The following is a 24621-nucleotide window of genomic DNA, read 5'->3' on the forward strand; positions in this document are numbered from 1 at the left end:
TTGTATCAGTAAATTAAGCGGGAATTTGAACGGACTTAAGCCCAATCAACTCAAGAAATTGAAATCTCTTTCGGAAAAGCGTGTCCGAAATGATAGCTTTATTACTCACGATATTGCAAGAAATTTCTGTGAGATTTCACGAGAACTTTCCAGGCAAGTCGGAGCAACGATTGATCGTTCTGGTTATATCCATCACCTAATTGTGGGAACGGATTCATCGATACAGATTCCATTTCTAGATCGAATTCGTACTTCTCAATCTAGATTGAGAGGACTTAGACTTTTTCATACTCATATAAAAGATGATCCTCTGAATCAAGAGGATCTTACTGATTTGGTTTTGCTTCGTCTCGATTATATCACTGCAGCTGTTGTTGATGAACAGGGACTTCCGAAATACTACTATTCTTCTCATATCAATCCAGATCCAAATAGCGAGAATCCTTGGGTAATTCTTCCAAGAGTTTATCCGGGTCAGATCCAAGAGGGATTCTTGACAGAAGTTCTTGAATTGGAAGCGGAATTTTCTTCGCATAAGTCAGAGCTCAAAGAATCTCAGAAAACCAATCGTGCTTTTCTTGTGGGAACTTACGAACCTCGTACACAGAAAAGATCACCCGAATCATCGTTAGCTGAATTGAAAGAGCTATGCAGAACTGCGGGAATACATGTTGTCGATCAATACTACCAGAAAAAGGCTCCAGACTCATCAACTGTTGTTGGAAAAGGGAAATTACAAGAGATCATGCTCAAGGCTGTGCAAAAGGACGTGGAACTTCTGGTTTTTGATCTTGAGCTTGCCCCGGCACAAGCAAAGAAAATTTCTGATACTGCTGATCTCAAGATCATCGATCGCACACAATTGATTCTTGATATTTTTGCAAAGAACGCAAAAAGTCGAGACGGAAAATTGCAAGTCGAACTGGCACAACTTAAATACCTCAAAGGAAGATTGTCGGAATTGGATGACAATATGTCTCGACTAACAGGTGGAATAGGTGGACGAGGACCTGGAGAGACCAAGTTGGAAATCGGCAATCGACGTGTTGGTGAGCGAATCAATCGTCTTGAGCAAGAATTGAAGTCGCTTCGCAAAAGAAGAGAACTCAATCGTAAGAGACGAACAAGAAATGAGATCCCTGTTGTGGGAATTGTTGGATACACTAACGCAGGCAAATCTACACTTCTCAATGCGCTAACTCACTCGGAAGTTATTGCAGAAGATAAACTTTTTGCAACGCTTGATCCTACGACGAGAAGAGTTCGATTCCCTGAAGAAAGAGAAATCATTCTCTCAGATACGGTAGGATTTATACATGACCTTCCACCTGAACTTTCGAATGCTTTCAAAGCAACATTAGAAGAGTTAGGTGATGCAGATTTACTTTTGCATGTTGTAGATGTTTCGAATCCGGAATTCATTCAGCAAATGGAAGCTGTTGATAATATCTTATCTAGTCTCGATCTGAATAAAGTTCCTCAGTTGGTAGTTTTTAATAAAGTGGATAGTCTGATTTCTCAAGATAAAGAAATTCCTAGCCTGGACGGCTTATTTATATCTGCTTCATCGGGATCTGGACTCGAAGCTTTGTTGGATTCAATGGAAAAGCATCTCTGGAATAGTGATGCAATTGAAGCTCGAAATGAATTAAGAAAAAAGAAACAAGAAATACCGGAACTTCAATTACTCCCAAGCGACTCTGGCTTCGTCGATGGAATGGAAGATGAGAACCTTCTTCGGAAGTTCCATTAGTTTGATCACGTTTTCAAGGAAATGATTCAAACCACCAATCACGACTTTTCCATTGTGTTGATCTACAGTTTTGATAATGGTAAGCAACATTGCCACTCCGACACTGTTGATATATTCTAATTTTGTAAGATTGAGTATTAGATTGTAATTCTCCGTCTCGAAGATCGCATTGATCTTACGGGAGATCTCAAACGCATTATTATTGGAAATCTGTCCCTCAAAGGAAACGACCATTACCTGCTGCGATTGAACTTCGATTGTATTCAACTCCAGAGCGAAGGAATTGAACTCTAGTCTAGACATTAAATATTGACTCCTACTATAACCCTCGGCATCTGAATCCAAAAGCTGAGTTCATATTGGGAAAAATCATAAACTTAGCAAGGAGTTTTTGATAGAGTTAGATATTTTCCATAAGTGGAAAAGCAACAGTTTGCTCCTTAATGAAGTCTGTTAATTTATCAATTTCTTGAATGGACTTTTTCAATTTACCAACATTTGCCTCGTGAGTAAGAATTACAACATTGGTAAGTTCATTTTCGATGGATTCATCTTGTTGCATGGATGAAATAGAAATTAAATTATTTCCCAATACTCTAGAAATCTCAGCTAGTACGCCCGGTTTATCCACTGTTGTAAATCGTAAATAATAACGTGCAAGGCTTGCTTCAGCCAATCCATACTCAGCTTCGGGAAATATATTATTTTCTGGATTGATCGTAGATTCGGATTCTCGTCGAAGAAAATAGTAAATAATATCAGATAATACTGCGCTTGCAGTTGGATGAGAGCCTGCTCCTTTTCCTGTGAGCATTCCTGGACCAGAATGAAGTGTTTTGTAATAAACGGCGTTATTTTCGTTCATCACATTTGCGAGTGGATGAGTCAATGGAATGAGGACAGGTTGTACGCTACAAAGAATTTTGCCATCGCTTGATGCTGTCCCAATGCCTAGTAGTTTAATTCTAAATCCAAGTTTTAGTGCATTTTGAATATCAAGTGCAGAGATTTTAGTTATACCAAAAGTCTCAACTTGTTCAACAGAAATATGTTTACCAAATGCAAGATTCGAAAGAATCGAAATTTTATGAGCAACGTCGATACCTTCAACATCGAAGGTCGGATCCGCTTCAGCATAGCCTTTGTCTTGAGCTAGTTTTAATGCTTCGAGGTATCCTAGATTCTCCATCTCCATCTTGGTTAAAATAAAATTGGTTGTTCCATTCAGAATTCCTGCGACGAATTCAAAAGAGTTGGAGCTCAGTCCGTTACGAATTGTACGGATAATTGGAATTGCTCCAGCAACAGCTGCTTCATATCCAATCTCTACTTTTTTATTTAAAGCTTGGGGAAAAATTATTGATCCTTTTTCAGAAATTAATGCCTTGTTGGCTGTAATAACCGTTTTGCCGTTTTCAATAGCAGAAAGTACAACTTCTAATGCAGTGTCGGTTCCACCAATTAACTCAACTACAATATCTATGTCAGGATTTGTTGTAACATTGACATATTGATCAGACAGTTTCGAGGTTGTAAAATTTTTTAGTTTGCTCGGTGTGCGAGTTGCTATCTCTACAATCTCCAAATCAATCCCCAATTTCTTCTGGATATTGATTTTCTGATCCGCGATCATTTCAATCAGACCTTTTCCAACATTTCCTGCACCAATAAGACCAATATTGCATTTTTTCATAAGAATTATTTGACAAGTATTTTCAAAGAAACCATTGTTTCATTAATATTTTTATAGGTTTTCCGTAAAACGTAAGATACTAATTATAGAGAGGAAAAACATGGCTACAAAGAAAAAAGTAACCCCTAAAGCTAAGAAAAAGGTGGCTCCTAAGAAGAAAGTCACTTCCAATAAATCCATAACTAAAAAACCGACCGCAAATAAGAAGGCAGCGCCAAGAGAAGAGGTCATTGAGAGAGATTTTGAGACAGGGTATGAAGAACCCCCAAGTCCAGGTTACAATCCATCTCCAAGTTCTGATGAAACCGAAGCGAAATCTGGCAATCCAGTTTTTAAATTTCTTATAATAGCAGGATTGATCTTAATTGCAATTTTTGCTTACACTCAGATCACCAAATCCAGTTCCGAGTCATCAAACTCTCCTTCTGATTCAAGCAAGCAACCTGAGAAACTCGTTGTTAAGGAAGAAGTAAAGCCAACCGAAGAAGCACCTAAAACAGCTGAAGCTCCTAAAGTCGAAATGTCAAGTGAGGGTTTGAAAGGATTTGCATTAGACAAATTGGAATCTTCCAAGACTTATGCTGAGGCTGTTGCGCACTGCAATTCCTTGGGCAAATCTCTACCATCTAGCATTGATTTGAAGGCAATTAAGAAAGCTAACATTCCTTCAGCGCTAACGAATGCAGTTGTATGGAGTCCGACCAATGGCACCGTTTTGAAATTTGATTTTAAATCTGGAAAAGGTCAAAATGTTTCTGATACAGAAAAACTTTCTGTACTCTGTAAAGATTAATTGAAATTCACGAACTCTCTTTGGGTTTCAGAATTTCCTTTCTAAGTTTATCGACAAGGGGGGATGAACCAAATGGTTTGCCCTCTTTGTCTTTTAAGTAGAAAGTATCGCGAGCCCGTCCTTCTGTTGAATCGGTTTCGATATTACCTGCAAGAACATTCACTTCATTATTCATCAATACTTTTGTAATATGATATAAAAGTCCACGCCCAGTTCCGGATTCTAAATAGAAACAAGTTGAATCTGATTCAGGATCATCCGTGAATATAAATTCGGGATTTTCTTTGAAAAAAATATCTAGAGGTGGTTCCGTTATTTCGTAACTCGAAAGCAAAGATTCCATATCTTCATGTTTAGAGAAAACTGTATCCATAAGAACACCAAGCTGAAATGCCGAATCTGCATTTTCGTCTTCCGAACGAATCAGAAATGTATCAAGCGTATATTCTTTGCCATTTTCTGTGATTGTAAGAATCTCACCGGATATTATGTCCATCTTTAGGGCATATAAACAGGCTGTGATTCGAAAAAGTGTTCCAATTTCCGTTGTATCGGTACGAATTGATATGGAGATGCAGTCGTTCTCTTTCTTATATGAAAAGTCAATCATAGATTCCCCTCTAGATTCGATGAGTCGGGATTGATTTCAATCAACAAATTCTCAATTCGGACGATATTATATTAGAAGCTATGTTCAAGTTCTGTGCCAGATTCATTGTTTTTATTTACCTTTTGGTTTTTTTTCCAGAACTGGGAAATATATCCAGTCAAGAAAATGCAACTTCAGAAGTTGATCTTGCCGTTCGAAAAACATTGGTTTGGAAAGGTGAGATTCGTGGAATATATGAAAGAAGAAGCCAATTAAAAATACAAATATCTCGCAATCAAGAATTGCCTCAAAATTTTCCAGATCAGGATACCATGAAGAAAGAAATTCTTTCCAAGACATGGATCATTTATCAGAAAGATACAAAAAGAGAACTAGCAGACTTTACACCTAGAGAAGTAATTTGGGAAAAGAAGCAAAATAAAATTGCGAAAAAATCTTACGATGCCGTAATCTGGGGAGACATCACTGTTCGCGATCAAGTGTCTCTGTCTCTGATTACGGCTGGATGTTTTATTGCTCAATACAAAGATGTGGTGTCATTCTTAGAACCTCATAATTTTTTTAGTAAAAAGCCAACTCCACCTCAGAGTTTTATTCTTCATCCAAAAGATGGAAAGCAAATGGTTCTTGTAGATCGAGGAGTTTTCCTCTATGGGCAGGGAACTGATGCATCCGAAGCAAGTTTTAATCCACATTTTTTTGATCCCAATCTAGGCAACTTAAAAGAGATTCAACCATTTTATATTGATAAGTATGAAGTGACCAATGAAGAATATTCTATTTTCCTTAAGCAAACAAATACTAGTCCTCCACAACATTGGCGAGATGGAAAATATCCTGAATCTGAAAGGGACCATCCTGTAAATTTTCTCACTTATCGAGAAGTAGAAGCCTATGCTAAATGGGCAGGCAAAAGACTACCAACAGAGTTTGAATGGGAGAAAGCCGCCAGGGGATCAGGAATCGAAATCTATCAAAATCGGGATGAGACACTCGCGTATTATATCCAGGCTAAGACTTATCCTTTTGGTGATCAATTCGATCGAAATCTTTGCAATAGTTTGGAATCAGGCAAGAATCAAACTATAAATGTTTATGATTTACCATCTACTAGCGCAAGTCCCTTCGGTGCTATTGGAATGTGCGGTAATGTTGCCGAATGGACTAGTAGCTGGCTGGATTCTTATCCGAAGCAACCTTACAATCTAAAAGGTTATGGTAAAATGTTTAAAGTTATTCGTGGTGGTTCTTATCTTGAGGATCGTTTGATATCACGTTCTTATCATAGATCATACGGTGGTCATCCCAATCTTGCAGAAGATCGAAAAGCTGGAATGAGACTAGTCACTGATTATAGACCATAATGATTCGTTAATAACTTTGTATTAACATCTCAAATTCTAGTAAAAAAATTGTTTCCTAGTTAATTATCCCAATTTTATTATTGCAAGGAAATGTTTGGAATGATGAAATCAGCAAGAAGAACTGTAGTTTGACTATTATATGGAAAGAGAACGAGCATTGCAGCGAGCCCAAGCGATTTTAGAAGATATCAATAGAATACTATTGGAAGATCCCATGTCTATTCCAGATCTTTCCGTATATGATAGTCCTGAATCGAAATCTGATCTTTCTCAATTGGTCTATCTGCTTACCAATATATCATTAGAATACGAAGATTCTTTGAAACTTCTGAATGAAACTTTTCAGCTTCGAATCAAGATGTCCCACTGCCTAAATAGACCAGTTGACTTTCGTGTCACTCTGCTTGATATACTTCTCAATAACGAAATTCGCCTTAATAATCCCAAAATGATTGAGATTAAATTATATCTCGAGCAAGAAATGCAAGTCGTTGTTGATTATCTGACAGGTTTGTACAACAAGCGATATTTTGAAGATGCTCTGACTCGAGAACTCAATCAAACACGCAGATACAATAGAAACCTTTCAGTTTTATTAATTGATATTGATGATTTTAAAAAGGTTAACGACAGTTATGGTCATGCAATGGGTGACGAAGTGCTCAGAAAACTTGCGGCAATAATTCGAGAGAATACAAGAAAAGAAGATACAATCTGTCGCACAGGAGGCGAGGAATTTACACTTTTGCTTCCGGATACGCCAGCGAAAGGTGCCTGGCGAGTGGGCGAGAAGATTCGAATTGCTTTTCACAAAGAAACAATCGCGTCACATAAATTGTCATTTTCAGGTGGGGTTTCAGCTTATCCAATAGACACAACGGATAGAGAAGAGTTGATCTATCTTGCTGATAAAGCAATGTACTTTTCTAAATATTCCGGCAAGAATCGTATATCGATTATGAGTGATCAGATTCGAAATTCTGATCTGATCGGTAATTCAAATTCATAAGATTGAAATACTGAGTCAGTCGATTTGATTTCCGATTCATTTTTTCTCATCTACTTCAATTCGTTTTGTTTCAAATTCTATTCTAATATGGATTCTCTGGCCATTCATGTTTTGGATATCTACTTTTCAGTTCTTTTCTGATTTCTTTGTAACTTCCTTTCCAGAATCCATCTAAGTCACTGGTTATCTGAACAGGTCGATTGGCAGGGGAAAGCAATTTCCAAGTGATCGGAAGGTTTCCATTTCCAAATTTTGGAGATTCTTTACCTCCAAATAAATCTTGAATCTTTACAGAGAGTACAATTCGTCCGTTTTCAAATTCCACTTTTACATTTCGCCCTTTTGGACTTGTCCAGACTTTTGGAAGATTTTTAAATAGCGGATTTTCTATATTTTTATTGCTGGATTCTTTTGTATCTTGTGACTTTATTTTTCTTGCAACTGGTTTAACTGTAGGTGACAAGAAATCCATCATTCTCTTGTCATTGTAAAAAAGTTTTTCTAACTGGTTGATGGGAATGGACTCTGCTTCATAGATGATGGCTTCGCCAGAATCTCCTTCTGTTCGCCAGGCTACCAACCATTTCTCACCTTTTAGAATTGAATCTTTGCTTAATTGCGATCCTTTTCCCATAACAGTGATATAACGATCGTCTTGCCCATCACGCAATTTAGCGATTCTATCTGGAAAGGCATAACTCAATAGAATTCCACGAGTAACTTTGAAATCATATTTAGGAAATAGATTTTGAAAATTTTGAGATTTTTCTATTTCCGTCAAAATACTATGAATTTCCCGAAAGAATCGATCTCTCTTATCACCAAACAAATCTTCTTCGGATAGTTCTAAAGCAAGTGAAATTGCAAAGTCTTTTGCCTTTGCATCAAAATGTAGTGAACGCAAGCATAGAATACTTAGGCGAGGTGGAAGCGGAAACATGCTTGCAAATGTTCCCAGACTTGAGATTGATCCATTGGAATCTAAAATATTCAACCATTCCAGTAAGCTTCGTCCAACTGAGATGGATGCAGAGGTCGGTGGGTCTATCCAAGACAATTCTTCAATTTGAAAACCCATCGCTTGCGTAGACAGAATCAATGCAGAAATATCTGTGTTCAGAATTTCTGGAATCGTTCGCTGATTCATCAATTCTTTTTCAGACCAGATTCGATAGCAAAAGCCCGGCCCCAAGCGTCCTGCACGACCAGCTCGTTGTTCAGCAGAATCTAGAGCGATTCGGTTGACTTCCCATTTCGCAAGTCCAGTTCTTAGATCAAATCGATATTTCTTCACGAGTCCAGAGTCAATAACTATGCGTACACCTTCAATGGTCAGCGAAGTCTCAGCAATATTCGTGCTGAGTATCACTCGGCGTTTACCTGAACTTGAACCAAGTATGACCTTCCTCTGTTCGCTGAGTTCTAAGGCTCCATACAAACCAAAACATTCGAATTCTGTGTAAATGGACAATTTGTTCTGTAAGTTACGAATTTCGCGAGTTCCTGGAAGGAAAACCAAAATATCACCTATTGAATGTTTGTTTATAGATTTTATGATAGCAGATTCAATGCTTGATTCCTTATATTCTATCTGAACAGGAAATAAATTTCCCGTAGTTTCGACAACGGGACAGTTCAGTAAAAATTTGGAAATCTCATTTGTATCCAGGGTCGCTGACATTATAATGATTTTGAGTTCGGGTCGAAATAATTTTACAGTTTCTAGAGCAAGGGCAAGTGATAAGTCTGCATCCTTACTTCGTTCATGGAATTCATCCAAGATTAAATACTTAACATTCTGAAGTTCTGGATCAGTTTGGTATCTCTTTAGGAAAATCCCTTCTGTAACGACTTCAATGCGAGTTTGCTTGCTAATTTTTCTCTGATAACGAACTTGATATCCGACCGTGTCACCCACAGCTTGATTGATGATCTCAGCCATTCTCTGTGCAGATTGTACGGTTGCAATGCGCCTTGGTTCTAGCATCAAGATAGTTTCGTTATTCTGTAGATGCTGCAAAAGATGCAATGGAACTAAAGTTGTTTTACCAGAACCAGGTGGTGCCTTAATTAGAATTGTAGAATGTGAAGATAGGAACGAATCGATCTGAGGAAGGATATCTTTTACTGGATAGGAAGGAAGCATGATTCACGATTCCTGCCAAGAACTATTCCTCGGCAGGATATTAGATTTATTTTTTCTGAGCTTTTTCTAACTGAATTAGGCTTGATTGAATGGTTTTGATTTCTTCATAAAGCATTTCCAAGCTTACAACTCGAATCCCATCTTCCTCTTTCTGTTCTTGATCGAGAGTTGCTATGCTGTTTACAATTACAGCAATAAATAGATTCAATGTTGTAAATGTTGATATTACAATATAAGGAATGAAGAATATATAAGCATGGGGAAATTTCTCCATTACGGGTCTTACAATTCCCATCGACCAACTCTCTAGCGTCATCACTTGAAAAAGCGTATACATTGATGCTGGAATACTTCCGAACCAATCAGGGAAATCACCTCCAAATAGTTTAGTCGTCATCACAGCACCGATATAGAAAATAATTCCAGCGAGTAATGCAATAGATGCAATTCCAGGAAGAGATAGAATCAGAGCGGATACAATTTTTCTAAGAGATGGCATAGTAGATACCAAACGAAAAACTCTAAATACTCGCAGAACACGGAGTATCGAAAGTGTTCCTGCATTCGGTAGGAGAGCAATTCCAACAATTAGAAAATCAAAAATATTCCAACCTGTTTGAAAGAAACGAAAGTGGAATGCATAGAATTTTAGAAGTATTTCAATGATAAAAATCCCAAGAATGATTCGATCAACAACCTCCAAAATATGAGAGAAGTTTTCCGTAAAATAGGGAATGGTTTCCATTCCCAAGGTTATTGCATTCAATAGGATTACGCCAATTATGAAGCCAGTGACTTTGTTGGACTCGATCCAGGTTCCGATTGTTTCTCTTGATAACATAGTTTTGTAATAAAAGGAAAGTCGCTATATCAAAATAGCAAGAAAAATATGAGTTGCCTTAATTTTTCTTGATGATCAGAATGCTAACTATGAAAAAAATTTCTTTAGTTCTCATTCTCATTACAACTGTCTTTCTAACGCTTGACTGTTCTAGAAAGTCCAAACCGAATTATATATTCCGTCCAGCGACCAATCCAAATACCGACCTTAGAAAGTTGGAAATCGACATGATTCGTATAGGAGATTCGGTAACAAAAGCAACTGCTGTTCTCGGCAAACCAACCGAAAAAATATCCACTCAGAACGGAACAGAAATGACATGGTGGTTTATTTCTACTGACTACCAAGAAGATTCTTATCAGACTTTAAAAGACAAACCAAGTGATATCGAAGGTGTGAAATTTTTAAAATTAATTTTTGATCCAAAGGGAATCATCACAGCTAAAGAATTCGAAATTTAATCTTATGGAAGAAAAAATCGCAATAGTAACGGGTGGAAATCGAGGAATTGGATTTGAAGTTTGCCGGCAATTAGGTAAATTAGGATATTATGTTATTCTAACTAGCCGTAAGAAAAAGAAAGGCAAAGAAGCAGCTTCCATCCTAAAGAAAGAAGGATATCAAGTTAAATTTCGTGAACTCGATATTACAGATCCATCTAGTATTCGCGATTTTACAAAATGGGTTTCCAAGAAATATGATAAGGTTGATGTCTTAGTAAACAATGCTGGAATATTTCTAGATAGTCCCAATGATTCTGTTCTAAATATGAATCAGAAGATTATCAAAAAAACCTTAGATACCAATTTCTATGGTACCTTTCATCTGTCGCAGGCAATTTTGAACCTTATGATTACGACGGGTCGAGGAAGAGTTGTGAATGTTTCTTCCGGTATGGGGCAATTGAACGGAATGAATTCAGGATATGTCGGCTACCGTGTATCCAAAACTGCAGTGAATGCACTCACTAGAATACTTGCAGATGAAGTTAGAGATCTTGATATTTTAGTGAATGCTGTCTGTCCAGGTTGGGTAAAAACACGGATGGGTGGAGAGAATGCTACTCGCAATCCTGAAGAAGGTGCGGATACAATCGTTTGGCTTGCAACTCAACCGACGGGTGGAGTGAGTGGTGGATTCTATCGCGATAGAAAACCCATAGAGTGGTAGTTTTATATTGAAACTAAAAGGCAAAAATGTTCTAATTACTGGTGCAGGTGGATTTATAGGACAAGCTCTTGTTAAGAAAGCCATTGCCTTAGGTTGCAAAGTCCGTGGCTTAGAAATCAATCCTATGCGAGCAGAAGCAATTCGTTATCATTTTGGTATCGAGGTTGTTAACGGTAGTATACTTGATCACAATACGCGCGCTGGTTCTTTGAATCATATTGATATTGTGATTCATACGGCTGCCATCATGAAAGAAAGCGGTTCCATGCCAGAATTTCGCAAGGCAAATGTGGAAGCAGCTTACCAACTTGCTGATGAAGCCAAGCGCGCTAAAGCAAAAGTTTTTGTTCAACTTTCCAGTGTTATGGTATATGGATTTGATTATCCAGAAAATATTGATGAAGATGGAGCCTTAAAGGGAGAGAACAATCCGTACTGTCAGACCAAGATCGAAGGCGAGCATGCAATCATGCCACTCAATGAACCTCCAAAATTCGGTGTAATTATTATTCGACCTGGCGATGTCTATGGACCAGGATCTGAGCCTTGGGTGCGTCGACCTCTCAACGTTATGGATAAGGGACTTTTTGCCTTACCCGACGGAGGCAAGGGAACAATGAACGTAACCTATGTAGACAATCTCGCCGATGGAATATTTCTTGCTATAGAGAATCGCGCCTACGGTGAAAAGTTCAACATAACTGATGGTTCTACAGTATCTTGGGCAACATACTTCAATCGCTTGGCCCAAATTTCTGGCAGACCGAAGCCCAAATCGCTTCCGTATCCAATTGCAAAGGCCTTGGTTCAATCAGTTTCTTTCGTATATAAAATGTTTGGTGGAGAAGCTCCTGTAACAGCAGAAGGATTGGATTTTGTTATGCGCCCGCATCCTGTATCGACCGAGAAAGCAAAAGTTCGACTTGGATTTGTTCCAAAAATTGATTTCGAAGAAGGAATGATTCGAACCAGAGATTGGCTTAATGATCAAGGATTGATTCGTTAAAATATTAAAGCAAAATCCATATTTTCTGTATTTTGATGTTGGATGACCAAGTCTACCGTGCAATATTTCCTTTTCAAAAACCCCGTTTTCCAAACTGATGGTAGAAAAGAACAGGATTTAACATGCAAAGAACATTTATTATGATCAAGCCTGATGCTGTGAAGAACGGCCACGTAGGCAACATTCTAGCACATATACAAAAAGAAGGATTCAAAACTAGAGGTTTAAAACTTATTCAATTGTCGTTGAGCGATGCTAAACAATTTTACAAAGTTCACTCTGAACGTCCATTCTACAACGACCTCTGCAGTTTTATGGCTTCTGGTCCTATCGTTGCCGCAGTTCTAGAAAGAGACAATGCCGTTCTCCACTGGAGAGAGGTGATTGGAGCAACCGATCCAAAAGAAGCAAAAGATGGTACAATTCGCAAGCTATATGCGGAGAGCAAAGAAGCAAATGCAGTACACGGTTCTGATTCTGATGAGAACGCAGAATTCGAAATTAGTTTCTTTTTCAAAGGATACGAACTCGTTTAAGTAAATTCTCCTTTCCTTATTTAAGGAAAGGAACGATTCCTTCATAATGCAAAGTCTTTCGAAAGATTTTTCCCGATTGGTAACAACTAGAAGGTCGGCTTTCGAAGACTTCTTCGCAAGCAGCATCCATCCATTAATAAGAACCAAATCTCACGAGAGACTTGCCCAAGCCATGATCTATAGTTTGGACGCGGGTGGCAAAAAAATTCGTCCCATTCTAACGATCTCATCTTATCTAGCTTCCAATCAAAGCTTAGATCAGAAATCGAAATCACAATTCCATTCTACTTTAGATTCAACTTCAAATCCAGATTCAAATAAAATTTCCAGTAAGGATTCCATATTAGATTCCAATAATACTGAATTGTCGATACAAGAACAAAATGTTCTCTATCTTGCATCTGCCTGCGAACTCATACATACCTATTCATTGATTCATGATGATTTGCCCGCTATGGATGATGATGATCTAAGACGGGGTCTACCAACTTGTCATGTGAAGTTTTCAGAGAGTACCGCAATTCTTGCCGGAGATGCATTGAATTCATTGGGATTCTACTTAATCTCTAAAGTGAAATTGAAATCAGAAGAAGGGAATTCAGTTATATCTGATGCGGACACTCTGCACGCTGATCTATTGGAAATACTACATGCTGGTGCAGGAATGGATGGAATGGTTTCTGGACAATCGGAAGATCTGGAAATGGAAGGTAAATTTTCTACCGATCCTAAACTGAATTCCATCGATGTCTTGGAACGGATTCACAAAAGGAAAACGGGAGCCCTTATCATCGCTTCTTTGTTACTCGGTAATCGCCTAAGAGAAGACTATAAATCTCGAGAAAATTTAGTTTATACTTACGGTGAGAAGCTGGGACTACTCTTCCAAATGACTGACGATATTCTAGATCACGAAGGAACCAAAGAAGAATTGGGCAAGACTCCTGGTAAAGATGCAAAAGGTGGCAAGCTCACATATGTTTCTCACTACGGACTCGAAGAAGCGAAATCGAAAGTTAAAAATCTAATCGATGATTTGGTTATTTTAGCTCAGGAATTGGAATCTCAAGAGGAAATCTTTTTTAAGAATCTACCTATATACATTGGCCTCAGAAAAAATTAGATTAGATGAACTTCTCTTGGAGAAGAATCTCGCAGATCGTATTGAAATAGCGAGATCCATGATTCTTGCAGGTTCAGTACTTGTAAATGATCGTGTTGAAACTAAAGTTGGAGTCTCGTATCCGAGAGAGGTTTCTATCCGGATTCGCTCTAAAGTTAAGGAGTATGTCTCGCGTGGTGCCTACAAACTGTTAGGTGCTTTTGAGAGTTTTCCGAAAGCTACTCCTCGAGATAAAGTCTGTGTTGATTTAGGTGCATCTACTGGAGGATTTACTCAGGTTTTATTGGAAAAATCTGCTAAAAAAATACTGAGTGTTGATGTAGGTTATGGTCAGCTGATCGAGAAGATTCGTAAAGACCAGAGAGTTATTGTATTGGATCGTTTCCATTTCAAGAATCTCACTTGGAATCATATCAATGAACCACCGACAGACTTGTTTATCACTGCGGATCTTAGTTTCATATCCATAAAATCAGTTTTTACTTTGCTTAGTAGTCTTCATTCACAAGCGAAGGACTATGAAATAGAAGCATTGCTTTTGGTGAAGCCTCAATTTGAAGTAGATAGTGAAACTTTAGAGAAAGGAATTTTAAAAGATCGTCGAATCGCGATCAGTGTTTTGAAATCAATCATTCGGTATGCTATAAAGGAAACGGGTGCTAAGTTTATAGGAGCTTCCGATTCGAAATTAGAAGGTATGGATGGCAATCGAGAATTCTTTATCTATTTGAAATGGGTCGATTGATAGGGAATTTTGAATTCAACACAGGTTCCATTGTCTCCGCTCAACAAAAATTCTCCGTCCAGAAGCTTGGTGATGCTTTTCGCTATAACCAAACCGAGTCCCTTAGGAATCGAATCTATTCCATCTTCGAAAGGATTTGTAAGTTGGGTTGCTTGTAAGCCAACGCCATTGTCTTTTACTTTTAATATCAACTGATCTTTATTTCTATTCCAGCCAAATTTGACATGAACTTTTGCACCGGATTTGTCTCCAGGAAAACCATACAATAATGAATTATTGACAGATTCGCTGACAAGAATTGCAATCTTAAGAGCAATTTCTTGACTTAGCTGAATGGATTCCGCTTCAATTTCAATATCTGGAAGAGTGTCTTTGGCGGTAAAATGTCGATCTAGGCAGAGATATGTAATCCTGGATATGAATACACGCATATCAATATATTCAATATTATTATTGTTGTATGACAATGATTGGAATAATCGTATTGGAGAAAAGCGTTCATTATCTTGTAGAAATTCATCTCTGTTGCGAATCAAGGAAAATGGTTCTGGATTCGAATCCATCACTTCGGCAATCGGATGATAGGAAATGGAATCTATTATGGAATGATTATCCTTGTTGAATCGATCTAAGAATATTCGATTGAGGGCAAGAGAAACGGCAGTCTCCAATTCAGTTGCTTTGAAAGGTTTGGCGACATATCCATAACACCATTCTTCCTCAGCTCGCAGTTTAGTTTCTGCATCAATATTACCAGTAACGAAAACGATTGGTGTTCCAAATAATTTCCATAGAGTCTGTGCAGTATCAACCCCATCCAAATTCCCTTCCAAATGAATATCCATGACAACTAAGTCAGGTGCCTTTTCGGAAGATACTTGGTAGGCCTCATCGCCCGAAGTCACTACCATAATAACGTTGTAACCTAAACGTTGCAACTTATGGGATATATTCATCCCGATCACTGGTTCATCTTCAACGACGAGGATATTAATTTTCCCCATATTTGCCAATGATAGATCGGCGTGGTTAGCTTAAAGTTTTTTTAGAAAACTATTTTTTTTTATGTTGAAGTAAGTACAAATTGTCTTTTATTTGTAACAGATGGCTGAAATCAATAGCAAGCAACCAGAAAACGTTCCTGGAGCGTACTATGTTGATACAAATTGTGTTCCTTGTAATGATTGTATCCACGAAGCACCCAATAATTTGAAATACAATAGTGATGAGAGTCATGTATATGTATTCAAACAGCCTGAATCCCCCGATGAAATCAAAGCAATGAAGAACGCAATGTCTGTCTGTCCAGTTGAAGCAATTGGCAATGATGGAACTTGAAGTTATTCGGAATCTTTCTAAATTTTGTAATGAGTATTTTTATACCATTTGGTATATGAAAATAGCAGAAAGCTCCAGAGAATTATAGATCATTCGATAGAAAGTTTGAGTTGGCCAAATAAAATTTATTTTCTAGATTTTATAAATTTATCCATAATTTCTGCGACATGAACTGACCTCTCATAATGCAATGCATGTTTCGTGCGAGGCAAAATGAACAATTGAGATTTTCGAATCCACTTGGAATAATTCTTCATCATACCCGGTGTTGTTAGTTCATCTTCATCGCCAGAGATAATCAAAGTAGGAAGTTTGATTTCTTTTGCTCTGTCTCCAAAGAAAATTTCCTTTTCTCTTCGAATAGTATTCTCCGCCAAAAATTGATTTTCTATTCCGTTCCAAGTTGCCAAAAGTATCTTGCGAGAAAGCCAAGAGGGTTGGGGAAATTCTGCATGATACAAATGAGTTAATAGATGGCGAATATCGGAATCGTTTTTTGGAAATAAAATTTCTTTCATCTCATCCCGATTGGGATGGGGAACTCCGCCAGTTGCGAGTAGAATTAATTTCTTAAATATTCCATTATTTTTATTTAATTTTTGATCCAATAAAACCATTTTTTGAGAGATCAACCCACCCATGCTATGACCACATAATATCATCTCTGTTGTAAAAGTTTTCTCTAGCGACCTATACAATATGTTCGCTATGACATCAATCTGATATAGATATGAAACTTTTGGCAAACGACTGAAACCATAACCAGGATGATCGGGTATTAGAATTCTTCCTTCATATGGTAAATGATCTAGAAGCTTGCGGTAACCATAACTCAGATCCAGGAAACCATGGACTAGCACAAGTGTGGGAAGTGTTGGATTTCCATCCCGTTCCAAAAAGAAGACAGAATGTCCGCCTAAGTCAATAAATTTCTCATGAAATCCTAGAACTTTCTTCATATAGGAAATTCGACTTCTCGAATAGAGGTAAAATAAAAAATGGAATAAGAATTTCATTGCAAGCCTCTCTGTGATTATCTATAATGAATCAAAATGAAGGGAATGGATCTAATCTCACTGGATAAGGCGTTTTATCCCCTTCATGAAGGTGTGATCATCCTTGACTCTGCTACCTATACCATACTTTCAATCAATCCAAAATTGGAAAGTATTCTTGGTTACTCCCGTTCAGAAGTCATTGGCAAAGAATTGGATTTTCTGTTTCCAGAAGATAAAAAAATATTCAAAATTATTGATATTTTAACAAGTAAGAATAATCCAAAAAAAATCCTTTGGCAACTATCAACTAAGCTAGGAAATGTTATAGAGATTGAATTTACATTCCAAATTCTAAATTTCAATGAAGATAATAATGCATATTTAATTTTTTATATTCAAGATATTTCTGAACTTGCTTCCATCTCACAAAAAATAGATTTTTCACAAAATCTATATCGAGCGATTCGCGAAATAAAAACCTTACTGTTTACATCGAACAGCTACGAAGATATTTTTCAATCAGTCTGTGAATCATTGCAAAAGGCTCGTGGTTTTGATTTGGTATGGGGAATAAGATTAGAAGAAGGGAGGAAGCTACCTAGCTTTTCTGATCGAAAGAATTCCAATGGAGAGTATATTTCCAAAATTCAAAAAATTCTTGAGTCTAGTACAGAACCAATTCCAATCCTGGAAGTGATCAATGATGCACAGAATCTGATTCAATTCTTCGAGAAAGATAATCGAGATAGGTATAGTGAATGGTATAAAATATTTTTACCTCATCAAAATATATATTCGCTGTGCCTTCAAATTTCTTGGGATGACAAGATCTATGGCGCAATTGAATTAATGCATTTTAGCCAGTTCCCAATTACAGAAGATGATATTCGTGTCTTCCAAGAATTTGGAGCTGATATTGGTTTTACTTTTTATTCCAAAAAAACTGAAGAAATTAAAACTCAAGCAATTAAGAAAATTGAATATCAAGGTATTCTGTTGGATACTATTGAAGTTCCGATCTTATCAATCAATAGGGAAGGAATGGTTCAATATTCTAATAGTACTGCAGAGAATATTCTAAAATACAGTTTTAATGAAATGGAAGGACGAACCGTTCGAGATTTTCTCGGTCTTACGAATTCTACTCTTGATTTTATTCAGTCGAGAAGTACTCGTCGTGAACTTATAATTCAGAATGATAGAATACCATTATTTCCTGCCTTATTGCATTCCTCACCTATTCGAGGTTTATCTGGAGATTTTCACGGAGTAATGATCGTGATTTTTGACCTTACTGAACAGAAGAATCAAGAACAAATTATACGGGAATCTGAGAGCAAACTAAGAAATATATTCTCTGGATTAAACAATGGAGTAGTAATCGTAGATCAAAATGGTGGAATACTTGATGTCGCTCCAGTTCTCAAATTTCATCTATTCCAATTTTTGAATATTGAGAAGCAAGAAAAAATCTTTGAGTTCTTAGATCACAGTCAAGCTGCAAATCTACAATTGCTCATTCATCGTTGCATAGAGAATTGGAAAGTGGAGATCGCAGAATTTTCATATAACTTTTTAGGAATGGAGAAATTCTTTTCAGTAAGATTTCTTCCAGTTAAGAAATATTCTCAGGTGGATCAGGCTGTGATGTTGGTTTTTACAGATATTACGCAAACGAAAAATCTCAATCATATGTTGATAGAATCAGCCAAATTTGCTAGTATCGGAGAGTTGTCGGCAGGAATCGCTCATGAGATCAACAATCCTTTGCAATCGGCTTTACTATATCTTGAGGATCTACTGCAATCTGAAGAGGAGGATCCTAACGAACGGAAAAAAATTCTGGAAACTATTGAATCAGCCATTCTTAGAATCAAAGCATTGGTTGAGAATTTATTGGACCTAGGTCGTACTCAGTCTACCGAGAAGGTGAAATCTTCACCTGAATGGATAATGTTTCGTGCATTAGATCTAATGGATGCAAATTTACGAAAAAAAGGCATAAAGCTGGAAAAACGAATTGATGCTGATCTGCCATTTATTATCGTAAGGTGGCAAGAGATCGAACAGGTTATAATAAATTGTATTATGAATTCAATCAATTCAATAAGCGAAATGGAGCATCCACCTGTTAATCCGACTATTAAAGTTTCATTGAGTAGTGAAAGATTTGTCGACAAAGATTGGGTAGAATATACAATTGAGGACAACGGTTCGGGAATGCCAAAAGAAATTCAAGATAAGGCATTTCTTCCTCTGTTTACAACACGACGTAATAAACAAGGTACCGGCTTGGGACTTTCCATTTCAAAAAAGATCATCACCGATCATGAAGGCGAGATTGAGTTTATCAATCACGGAGGTGATGGTAGCAAAATTTCAATCCTTTTACCAGCTTTTTATCCTCAGGAGAATTGATGGAGTCGACTGTTCTAATCATTGATGATGAAGAATCAATACGAAGTGCACTCAATCGTGTTTTGTCCCGAGAAGGATATGTTACAATTCTTGCAGAGACAGCAGAAGAAGGCATAGAGATTTTAGAGAAGAAGAATGTCGATGTTGTAATATCTGATATTCTAATGAAAGGCTTGAGCGGAATTGGAGTCATTCAATGGGCAAGCGAAAGAAAGTTAAATATTCCTATCATTCTAATTACTGGAAATCCTGACATCACATCAGCCGGAGATGCTGTTCGATACAAAGCTTTTGATTATATCCCGAAACCCGTTCAAAGAGCTCGAATATTAGAAGTTGTATCTAATGCAATATTGAACAAAAAGAAAATAGATGCCAAAGAATTAGAGCTATTAGATTCCAAGAAAAAAGAATTCAATCTTCTTCTGAAGAATCGAGATTTGAATTTACAGAACTCAATTATTTTAGAATCAACATCTGATTGTATAATAACAATTGATAGTCGTGGTCTTATTCATTCTATAAATGCAGCCACTCTTCATTTGTTTGGTTATAAAGAGTCAGAAGTAATTGGTTCAACCCCAGAATTTTTATATCCAGAGCGAAAAAAAATAAGATACAATCGATTGGTTAATCGCTTTATAAAAAGTTCTATTCGATTGGTACAAAAAAGATTGTTAGATGTAGAATTTAAAAGTAGAGCCGGGAAAATCATTTTTTGCGACATCTCAATATGTCGTTACGAGTTGTCAGGTGAGAGGTTTTTTAGCGCAATTCTGCGTGACAACACAGAAAAAAGAAATATGATCAACAATCTAATTGAATCTGAGCGAAGGGCGTTTCTAAACACAATTGCAGCAAGCATTGGTCACGAGATCAATAATGCTTTAACATCAATTATGGGATTTGTCGAATTGGCAATTGAACCCAATGCTACTTCCGTGATAAAAGACCGAGCGATACAAATTACGATGACTCAAGGACAAAAACTAAGAAATCTAACCGCCAATCTTTTGACTTTAGGTAGACAAGAAAAATTAGGATGGTCCGCGAATAAAAAAGAAATTTCTGATCTGAATAATTGTGTGGATTCTGTTCTTGATTTTTTTGAGAAAAGTATGAGGCTTAAGCATTGCAATCTAATTGTAAATAAAACAAATTCTCAACTTAATGTAATTGGCAACAGTGATCAATTGGGATTGATAATTTCTAATTTAATATTGAATTCTGCGGATGCGACATACAATAATGGCAATATTATTATTTCAACATCCATAGAGGAAGGCAAACCTATTCTGAGAATCAAAGACAATGGCGTTGGTATGACGGAAGAAGTTAAATCTAAACTCTATGAACCGTATTTTACAACCAAAGAGCTTGGAAAAGGAACCGGTCTAGGAATGTTTGTTGTAAAAGAAATTTCTGATTTATATGATATAAAAATTGATGTGGATTCTCATATCAATCAAGGAACCATATTTACTTTAAGATTCCAAGCACCTAAACCTCCAAAAAATATTCCCGTCCCCAAAGCTTAACTAATGATCATTAATGAAGAAGATTATGAACTGACTCCCTTGCAGGAAGAAGCCTCCACTAGAAAATATTTCTTGGCGAGTCATCCTGATAAGGAGTCAATCGTTGTATGCAGAGATATTTCTATAAACCAAGACTTTATAGAATTGGCTCGGTATCTATCAGATTCTAATTTTCTTGTTCCAAAGATTTATGGAACCAATAATGTACAAAATACAATCTATCAGAGTTTTCTTGGACCTGATGACATGTCGACTTTACCTATCTTCGAATATTCCAATAAGCTTAAGGATATCATTGATGTCATTTTGAAATTACAAGAGCTAGATCCTCCAGGCATTGTTCGAGCAAGAAAGTTTGATTATGATAAATTACACTCAGAAATATTAATAACGATTGATGCTTTCTCTCGATGGAAGACAAAGTTCAATTTGAATACAACTATATCCGAAGAATTGAAGATATTTTTCGAAGAATGCTGCGCGTTTCTTGCAAAATACCCCAGATTAGTATTTACTCATCGTGATTTTCATTGCCGCAATCTAATCATAACGCGCGAAAATGGAATTGGATTGATCGATTTTCAGGATGCTAGAATGGGTACACCCCAATATGATCTAGTTAGTTTATTATATGACGCATATCGACCGCTAGACTTGGATATTCGAAGAGAATATTTAGAATACTATCGCGAAAGAACAAAATTCAAAGATTATAAATTTTACGAAACTTATTATTTACAAGGTTTACAAAGATCTTTTAAAGCATTGGGAACCTACCTAATTCAAGTTGGAGATAGAAATAACGCCAAATTTATTCCAAGTTTATTTTCTTGTCTCAAAAATTTGGAAGAATTATGCCAAATAGGTTTGTTACCTGACTCAGTTTTTATATTTCTACATGAATTGCAGACAGAATTAGAATTGATTGAATTGAATATGGATAAGGCGACTTGAGAGTCTTTATTCTAGCTGCAGGTTTCGGTAAGCGAATGGGTGAATACACATTGAAAATACCCAAACCAATGCTCGAAATTGATGGAATCCGCTTGATTGATTATGCATTGATGCTTGCTCGAGATTGGGGGGCAGATCAAGCAATTGTCAATACTCATTATCTAGCTTACCAGATTGAAAATCATCTTAGATCTTTTCATGCCTTTCCTTTATTTATTTCCTACGAACCAGAAATCTTAGGAACGGGAGGAGGAATATTTACTGGAATCAGAAGGTATTGGAAAGATTTATTCTCAGAATCAAGATCCAATCGAAAGTCAGATTATTTTCTTGTCATGAATCCGGATACAATTCTTATTCCTCGGAACAAAATGAACGCATCAGGAAAATTTTATCCTGATCTCATTATGGAGAAAACTGTTATAACTTCATCAACTAAAGGTTCCACATTGCCATTATCCCATTTATATTTAAAAGAATTACCGGAAGATGCAACTTACACAGGTTTGTTTTTGAAAGACGGCAAGGTCAAATTTCATCCGACTCCTGAATCAGTTCCTTGTTATTATATTGGGCTATCCATATTTCAGATCGCAGCCTTTCGAGGAATCGATTTCAAAGCGGGCGAGAATTTTGAATTGGGTAGCATTTGGAAAAAATTAGCAGAGCAAGATCAACTGACTGGAGAAATATTTGAGGGCGATGCAATTGATATAGGTGAGAAAGAATTTTATGAATCTGTGCAATTTGGTAATTCTATATTTGATGGAAAAGAAAATGAAATTCGTGACTCGATAAGAAGTATGTTTTCATTAAACAATATTTGATTTATCATCTCTCGATTATAATGCAATTGACATTGGATTGCTAAAAATCAAATTGGAAAGGATCCTAAATAATTTTTATATTTAGAGAAGCATTTATATAAAGAGGATTTTCATGTCTGGACATTCTAAATGGGCAACAATTAGAAGAAAAAAAGGAGCTCTCGATGCAAAACGCGGAGCTATTTTCACCAAATTAGCGAAAGAAATTTCTGTAGCAGCAAAAGAAGGCGGTGGTGATCCTGAAGGCAATCCTAGGTTGAGGCTTGCTATCCTCAAAGCGAAAGGCTCAAATATGCCCAAAGATAATATCGAGCGCGCTGTCAAAAAAGGTACAGGCGGTCTAGAAGGGCAAGTGTATGAAGAATTTCTCTATGAGTGTTATGCACCAGGTGGAGTGGGCATTCTCGTCGAAGCACTAACCGATAAGAAATCTAGAACGACTCCCGAAATAAAAAGCATTCTAACCAAATCTGGTGGTTCACTTGGTAACCCAGGATCTGTAAGTAGATTGTTCGAGCGCAAAGGTGTAATCACACTCAAGAATGATCTTATTTCAGAAGAAGAATTATTCGATCTAGCTGTAACTGCTGGTGCGGACGATTTGTCCAATGAAGATGGGATTTATACAATCAACTGCGCACCTGATGCTTATGAGAACGTACAGAACGCACTGAATAGCAAGAATTTAAGTACAGAAGAATCAGAAGTTAAATTCATACCAATGACAACAGTGGAAATTTCTGAGAAGGAACTTGCAGAAAAGGTTATGAAATTGATTGATAACTTAGAAGGCAATGATGATGTTCAAAGTGTCAGTTCGAATTTTGAACTAGCTGATGGATTAGAAATTGATTGATATTTTCTACTCTTTAGGTTATGAAAGGGAATCATCTAGCTATTGTTATATAAATAATTCTTTGCTAAGATTCGTTTTGTGATAACGCTTGGTATTGATCCGGGATCGCATAGAATCGGATATGCTTTTATGGAGCGTAGTCAATCGAGAGTGCGTCCAGTTGTATTAGAATACGGAACTATTGAGATCCCGCCAAAAACACTTTCTCCTGCAAATTTGATCTTGATTCAAGCAGAACTCAATTCTCTAATCGAGAAAATCAAACCTGATCGTGCATGTGTAGAAAATCTTTTCTTTTCTAAGAATAAAAAGACTGCACAACAAGTTTACGAAGCCAGGGGAGTGATTCTACTAATTCTTGGAATGCACCAAATTCCAATTTACGAATTGACTGCTAATCAGATTAAGAAAGGAATATCTGCTTCTGGATCAGCAGATAAGAAAGCTATCAGAAGATCTATACAATTGATTCTTGGAATGACACCCGAAGGTCATGATGATTCTTGGGATGCTATTGCTTGTGCCTTTGTTGGTTTGGCATTGTAGAATTTAATAATTTACCAACTACCACTTGCTTGGTGGACTTTTGATGAAATCTCAACTTTTGACATTCTTATGATTCTACTCTCATCATCCGGCATAGAAGTAGCGATTTGGTAATGTGTTAAGAAATGATAGATTCCCAAACCACTTCCAATAAAGAAATCCATCAGACCACCGAGCATATAAGCCAATGGCCAATTAGATGTCACTAGATAAGCTATACCACCAAATACCAATCCGGATATAAGTGCGATCATCATATATCTACCTTTAGCCATTAGAGACAATGAAAATCCAAGGAGAAAGGACATGCTGCCCGTAATTCCATAAATCAAAATTAGTAATTTAGTTTCATATTCC

General features: G+C 36.9%; 25 protein-coding genes. 17 read left to right on the forward strand and 8 right to left on the reverse strand.

Annotated features, from left to right (window positions below; all coding sequences use genetic code 11):
- Window positions 1-4: 4 nt before the first annotated feature.
- Window positions 5-1753 (forward strand): GTPase HflX, encoded by a 1749-nt coding sequence (gene hflX, locus O4O04_RS03020; protein ID WP_272536007.1) that lies wholly within the window; start codon window positions 5-7, stop codon window positions 1751-1753.
- Here the strand turns inward: hflX and O4O04_RS03025 are convergent.
- Window positions 1685-2056, reverse strand: a complete 372-nt coding sequence (locus O4O04_RS03025) for an STAS domain-containing protein (protein WP_272534091.1) — start codon at window positions 2054-2056, stop codon at window positions 1685-1687. The genes hflX and O4O04_RS03025 overlap by 69 nt on opposite strands.
- Before the next feature lie 97 nt (window positions 2057-2153).
- Window positions 2154-3446, reverse strand: a complete 1293-nt coding sequence (locus O4O04_RS03030) for a homoserine dehydrogenase (RefSeq protein ID WP_272534092.1) — start codon at window positions 3444-3446, stop codon at window positions 2154-2156.
- Window positions 3447-3546: 100 nt separating this feature from the next.
- Here O4O04_RS03030 and O4O04_RS03035 point away from each other — a divergent pair, with 100 nt between their 5' ends.
- On the forward strand, window positions 3547-4239 hold the full coding sequence (locus O4O04_RS03035; RefSeq protein ID WP_272534094.1) for a hypothetical protein: 693 nt from the start codon (window positions 3547-3549) through the stop codon (window positions 4237-4239).
- A 7-nt stretch (window positions 4240-4246) separates the two neighbouring features.
- Here the strand turns inward: O4O04_RS03035 and O4O04_RS03040 are convergent, their stop codons facing one another.
- Window positions 4247-4849: a hypothetical protein gene (locus O4O04_RS03040; protein ID WP_272534096.1), complete on the reverse strand. Its 603-nt coding sequence runs from the start codon at window positions 4847-4849 to the stop codon at window positions 4247-4249.
- Between the two features lie 80 nt (window positions 4850-4929).
- Between O4O04_RS03040 and O4O04_RS03045 the strand changes: the two genes are divergently transcribed.
- Both O4O04_RS03045 and O4O04_RS03050 read left to right on the forward strand, forming a co-directional pair.
- Window positions 4930-6213 carry a formylglycine-generating enzyme family protein gene (locus tag O4O04_RS03045; RefSeq protein ID WP_272534097.1) on the forward strand — a complete coding sequence of 428 codons (1284 nt, stop codon included), beginning with the start codon at window positions 4930-4932 and terminating at the stop codon, window positions 6211-6213.
- A gap of 139 nt (window positions 6214-6352) precedes the next feature.
- Complete coding sequence (locus tag O4O04_RS03050; protein ID WP_272534098.1) at window positions 6353-7222, forward strand: GGDEF domain-containing protein; 870 nt, start codon at window positions 6353-6355, stop codon at window positions 7220-7222.
- 82 nt (window positions 7223-7304) lie between these two features.
- Here the strand turns inward: O4O04_RS03050 and O4O04_RS03055 are convergent, their stop codons facing one another.
- Both O4O04_RS03055 and O4O04_RS03060 read right to left on the reverse strand, forming a co-directional pair.
- Window positions 7305-9368, reverse strand: a complete 2064-nt coding sequence (locus O4O04_RS03055; RefSeq protein ID WP_272534100.1) for an ATP-dependent RNA helicase — start codon at window positions 9366-9368, stop codon at window positions 7305-7307.
- 46 nt (window positions 9369-9414) lie between these two features.
- A complete protein-coding gene (locus tag O4O04_RS03060; protein WP_272534101.1) occupies window positions 9415-10209 on the reverse strand; it encodes an ion transporter in 795 nt (264 codons plus the stop codon).
- Window positions 10210-10298: 89 nt separating this feature from the next.
- Between O4O04_RS03060 and O4O04_RS03065 the strand changes: the two genes are divergently transcribed.
- The 6 genes from O4O04_RS03065 (at window position 10299) to O4O04_RS03090 (ending at window position 14789) form a co-directional block, all read left to right on the forward strand.
- The gene (locus O4O04_RS03065) at window positions 10299-10670 is read left to right on the forward strand and encodes a hypothetical protein (RefSeq protein WP_272534102.1); all 372 of its coding nucleotides are present in this window, start codon (window positions 10299-10301) and stop codon (window positions 10668-10670) included.
- 4 nt (window positions 10671-10674) lie between these two features.
- Window positions 10675-11379, forward strand: a complete 705-nt coding sequence (locus tag O4O04_RS03070; protein ID WP_272534103.1) for an SDR family oxidoreductase — start codon at window positions 10675-10677, stop codon at window positions 11377-11379.
- A gap of 7 nt (window positions 11380-11386) precedes the next feature.
- Window positions 11387-12385, forward strand: a complete 999-nt coding sequence (locus tag O4O04_RS03075) for an NAD-dependent epimerase/dehydratase family protein (RefSeq protein WP_272534104.1) — start codon at window positions 11387-11389, stop codon at window positions 12383-12385.
- 122 nt (window positions 12386-12507) lie between these two features.
- Window positions 12508-12921, forward strand: a complete 414-nt coding sequence (locus O4O04_RS03080; RefSeq protein ID WP_272534106.1) for a nucleoside-diphosphate kinase — start codon at window positions 12508-12510, stop codon at window positions 12919-12921.
- A gap of 46 nt (window positions 12922-12967) precedes the next feature.
- Window positions 12968-14044, forward strand: a complete 1077-nt coding sequence (locus O4O04_RS03085) for a polyprenyl synthetase family protein (protein WP_272534107.1) — start codon at window positions 12968-12970, stop codon at window positions 14042-14044.
- Window positions 14025-14789: a TlyA family RNA methyltransferase gene (locus O4O04_RS03090; RefSeq protein WP_272534108.1), complete on the forward strand. Its 765-nt coding sequence runs from the start codon at window positions 14025-14027 to the stop codon at window positions 14787-14789. The genes O4O04_RS03085 and O4O04_RS03090 overlap by 20 nt, the downstream gene beginning before the upstream one ends.
- Here O4O04_RS03090 and O4O04_RS03095 read toward each other — a convergent pair.
- Complete coding sequence (locus tag O4O04_RS03095) at window positions 14768-15793, reverse strand: response regulator (protein ID WP_272534109.1); 1026 nt, start codon at window positions 15791-15793, stop codon at window positions 14768-14770. The two genes, O4O04_RS03090 and O4O04_RS03095, sit on opposite strands and share 22 nt — an antisense overlap.
- Before the next feature lie 100 nt (window positions 15794-15893).
- Here O4O04_RS03095 and O4O04_RS03100 point away from each other — a divergent pair, with 100 nt between their 5' ends.
- The gene (locus O4O04_RS03100) at window positions 15894-16127 is read left to right on the forward strand and encodes a ferredoxin (RefSeq protein WP_272534110.1); all 234 of its coding nucleotides are present in this window, start codon (window positions 15894-15896) and stop codon (window positions 16125-16127) included.
- A gap of 125 nt (window positions 16128-16252) precedes the next feature.
- Here the strand turns inward: O4O04_RS03100 and O4O04_RS03105 are convergent, their stop codons facing one another.
- Entirely contained in the window at window positions 16253-17086 is an 834-nt protein-coding gene (locus tag O4O04_RS03105; protein WP_272534111.1) for an alpha/beta fold hydrolase, read from the reverse strand.
- Between the two features lie 102 nt (window positions 17087-17188).
- Between O4O04_RS03105 and O4O04_RS03110 the strand changes: the two genes are divergently transcribed.
- The 6 genes from O4O04_RS03110 (at window position 17189) to O4O04_RS03135 (ending at window position 24264) form a co-directional block, all read left to right on the forward strand.
- A complete protein-coding gene (locus O4O04_RS03110; RefSeq protein ID WP_272534112.1) occupies window positions 17189-19543 on the forward strand; it encodes a PAS domain S-box protein in 2355 nt (784 codons plus the stop codon).
- Window positions 19543-21081: a hybrid sensor histidine kinase/response regulator gene (locus tag O4O04_RS03115; RefSeq protein WP_272534114.1), complete on the forward strand. Its 1539-nt coding sequence runs from the start codon at window positions 19543-19545 to the stop codon at window positions 21079-21081. Before O4O04_RS03110 ends, O4O04_RS03115 begins: the two co-directional genes overlap by 1 nt.
- 3 nt (window positions 21082-21084) lie before the next feature.
- On the forward strand, window positions 21085-22035 hold the full coding sequence (locus tag O4O04_RS03120; RefSeq protein ID WP_272534115.1) for an aminoglycoside phosphotransferase family protein: 951 nt from the start codon (window positions 21085-21087) through the stop codon (window positions 22033-22035).
- Complete coding sequence (locus tag O4O04_RS03125; protein WP_272534117.1) at window positions 22032-22862, forward strand: NTP transferase domain-containing protein; 831 nt, start codon at window positions 22032-22034, stop codon at window positions 22860-22862. Before O4O04_RS03120 ends, O4O04_RS03125 begins: the two co-directional genes overlap by 4 nt.
- A 112-nt stretch (window positions 22863-22974) precedes the next feature.
- The gene (locus O4O04_RS03130; protein WP_272534118.1) at window positions 22975-23718 is read left to right on the forward strand and encodes a YebC/PmpR family DNA-binding transcriptional regulator; all 744 of its coding nucleotides are present in this window, start codon (window positions 22975-22977) and stop codon (window positions 23716-23718) included.
- Between the two features lie 78 nt (window positions 23719-23796).
- Entirely contained in the window at window positions 23797-24264 is a 468-nt protein-coding gene (locus tag O4O04_RS03135; RefSeq protein WP_272534119.1) for a crossover junction endodeoxyribonuclease RuvC, read from the forward strand.
- Window positions 24265-24275: 11 nt separating this feature from the next.
- Here O4O04_RS03135 and O4O04_RS03140 read toward each other — a convergent pair whose 3' ends face one another.
- Entirely contained in the window at window positions 24276-24572 is a 297-nt protein-coding gene (locus O4O04_RS03140; protein WP_272534121.1) for a hypothetical protein, read from the reverse strand.
- Window positions 24573-24621: the final 49 nt, after the last annotated feature.

The sequence above is a fragment of the Leptospira sp. GIMC2001 genome (assembly GCF_028462125.1).
Taxonomy (GTDB): Bacteria; Spirochaetota; Leptospiria; order Leptospirales; family Leptospiraceae.

What these genes read in the sequence shown, in the direction of transcription:
- O4O04_RS03025 (WP_272534091.1), bottom strand. Translation starts at nt 2,056, where the DNA reads ATGTCTAGACTAGAGTTCAATTCCTTCGCTCTGGAGTTGAATACAATC.
- O4O04_RS03030 (WP_272534092.1), bottom strand. Translation starts at nt 3,446, where the DNA reads ATGAAAAAATGCAATATTGGTCTTATTGGTGCAGGAAATGTTGGAAAA.
- O4O04_RS03035 (WP_272534094.1), top strand. Translation starts at nt 3,547, where the DNA reads ATGGCTACAAAGAAAAAAGTAACCCCTAAAGCTAAGAAAAAGGTGGCT.
- O4O04_RS03040 (WP_272534096.1), bottom strand. Translation starts at nt 4,849, where the DNA reads ATGATTGACTTTTCATATAAGAAAGAGAACGACTGCATCTCCATATCA.
- O4O04_RS03045 (WP_272534097.1), top strand. Translation starts at nt 4,930, where the DNA reads ATGTTCAAGTTCTGTGCCAGATTCATTGTTTTTATTTACCTTTTGGTT.
- O4O04_RS03050 (WP_272534098.1), top strand. Translation starts at nt 6,353, where the DNA reads ATGGAAAGAGAACGAGCATTGCAGCGAGCCCAAGCGATTTTAGAAGAT.
- O4O04_RS03055 (WP_272534100.1), bottom strand. Translation starts at nt 9,368, where the DNA reads ATGCTTCCTTCCTATCCAGTAAAAGATATCCTTCCTCAGATCGATTCG.
- O4O04_RS03060 (WP_272534101.1), bottom strand. Translation starts at nt 10,209, where the DNA reads ATGTTATCAAGAGAAACAATCGGAACCTGGATCGAGTCCAACAAAGTC.
- O4O04_RS03065 (WP_272534102.1), top strand. Translation starts at nt 10,299, where the DNA reads ATGAAAAAAATTTCTTTAGTTCTCATTCTCATTACAACTGTCTTTCTA.
- O4O04_RS03070 (WP_272534103.1), top strand. Translation starts at nt 10,675, where the DNA reads ATGGAAGAAAAAATCGCAATAGTAACGGGTGGAAATCGAGGAATTGGA.
- O4O04_RS03080 (WP_272534106.1), top strand. Translation starts at nt 12,508, where the DNA reads ATGCAAAGAACATTTATTATGATCAAGCCTGATGCTGTGAAGAACGGC.
- O4O04_RS03085 (WP_272534107.1), top strand. Translation starts at nt 12,968, where the DNA reads ATGCAAAGTCTTTCGAAAGATTTTTCCCGATTGGTAACAACTAGAAGG.
- O4O04_RS03095 (WP_272534109.1), bottom strand. Translation starts at nt 15,793, where the DNA reads ATGGGGAAAATTAATATCCTCGTCGTTGAAGATGAACCAGTGATCGGG.
- O4O04_RS03100 (WP_272534110.1), top strand. Translation starts at nt 15,894, where the DNA reads ATGGCTGAAATCAATAGCAAGCAACCAGAAAACGTTCCTGGAGCGTAC.
- O4O04_RS03105 (WP_272534111.1), bottom strand. Translation starts at nt 17,086, where the DNA reads ATGAAGAAAGTTCTAGGATTTCATGAGAAATTTATTGACTTAGGCGGA.
- O4O04_RS03110 (WP_272534112.1), top strand. Translation starts at nt 17,189, where the DNA reads ATGGATCTAATCTCACTGGATAAGGCGTTTTATCCCCTTCATGAAGGT.
- O4O04_RS03115 (WP_272534114.1), top strand. Translation starts at nt 19,543, where the DNA reads ATGGAGTCGACTGTTCTAATCATTGATGATGAAGAATCAATACGAAGT.
- O4O04_RS03120 (WP_272534115.1), top strand. Translation starts at nt 21,085, where the DNA reads ATGATCATTAATGAAGAAGATTATGAACTGACTCCCTTGCAGGAAGAA.
- O4O04_RS03130 (WP_272534118.1), top strand. Translation starts at nt 22,975, where the DNA reads ATGTCTGGACATTCTAAATGGGCAACAATTAGAAGAAAAAAAGGAGCT.
- O4O04_RS03140 (WP_272534121.1), bottom strand. Translation starts at nt 24,572, where the DNA reads ATGTCCTTTCTCCTTGGATTTTCATTGTCTCTAATGGCTAAAGGTAGA.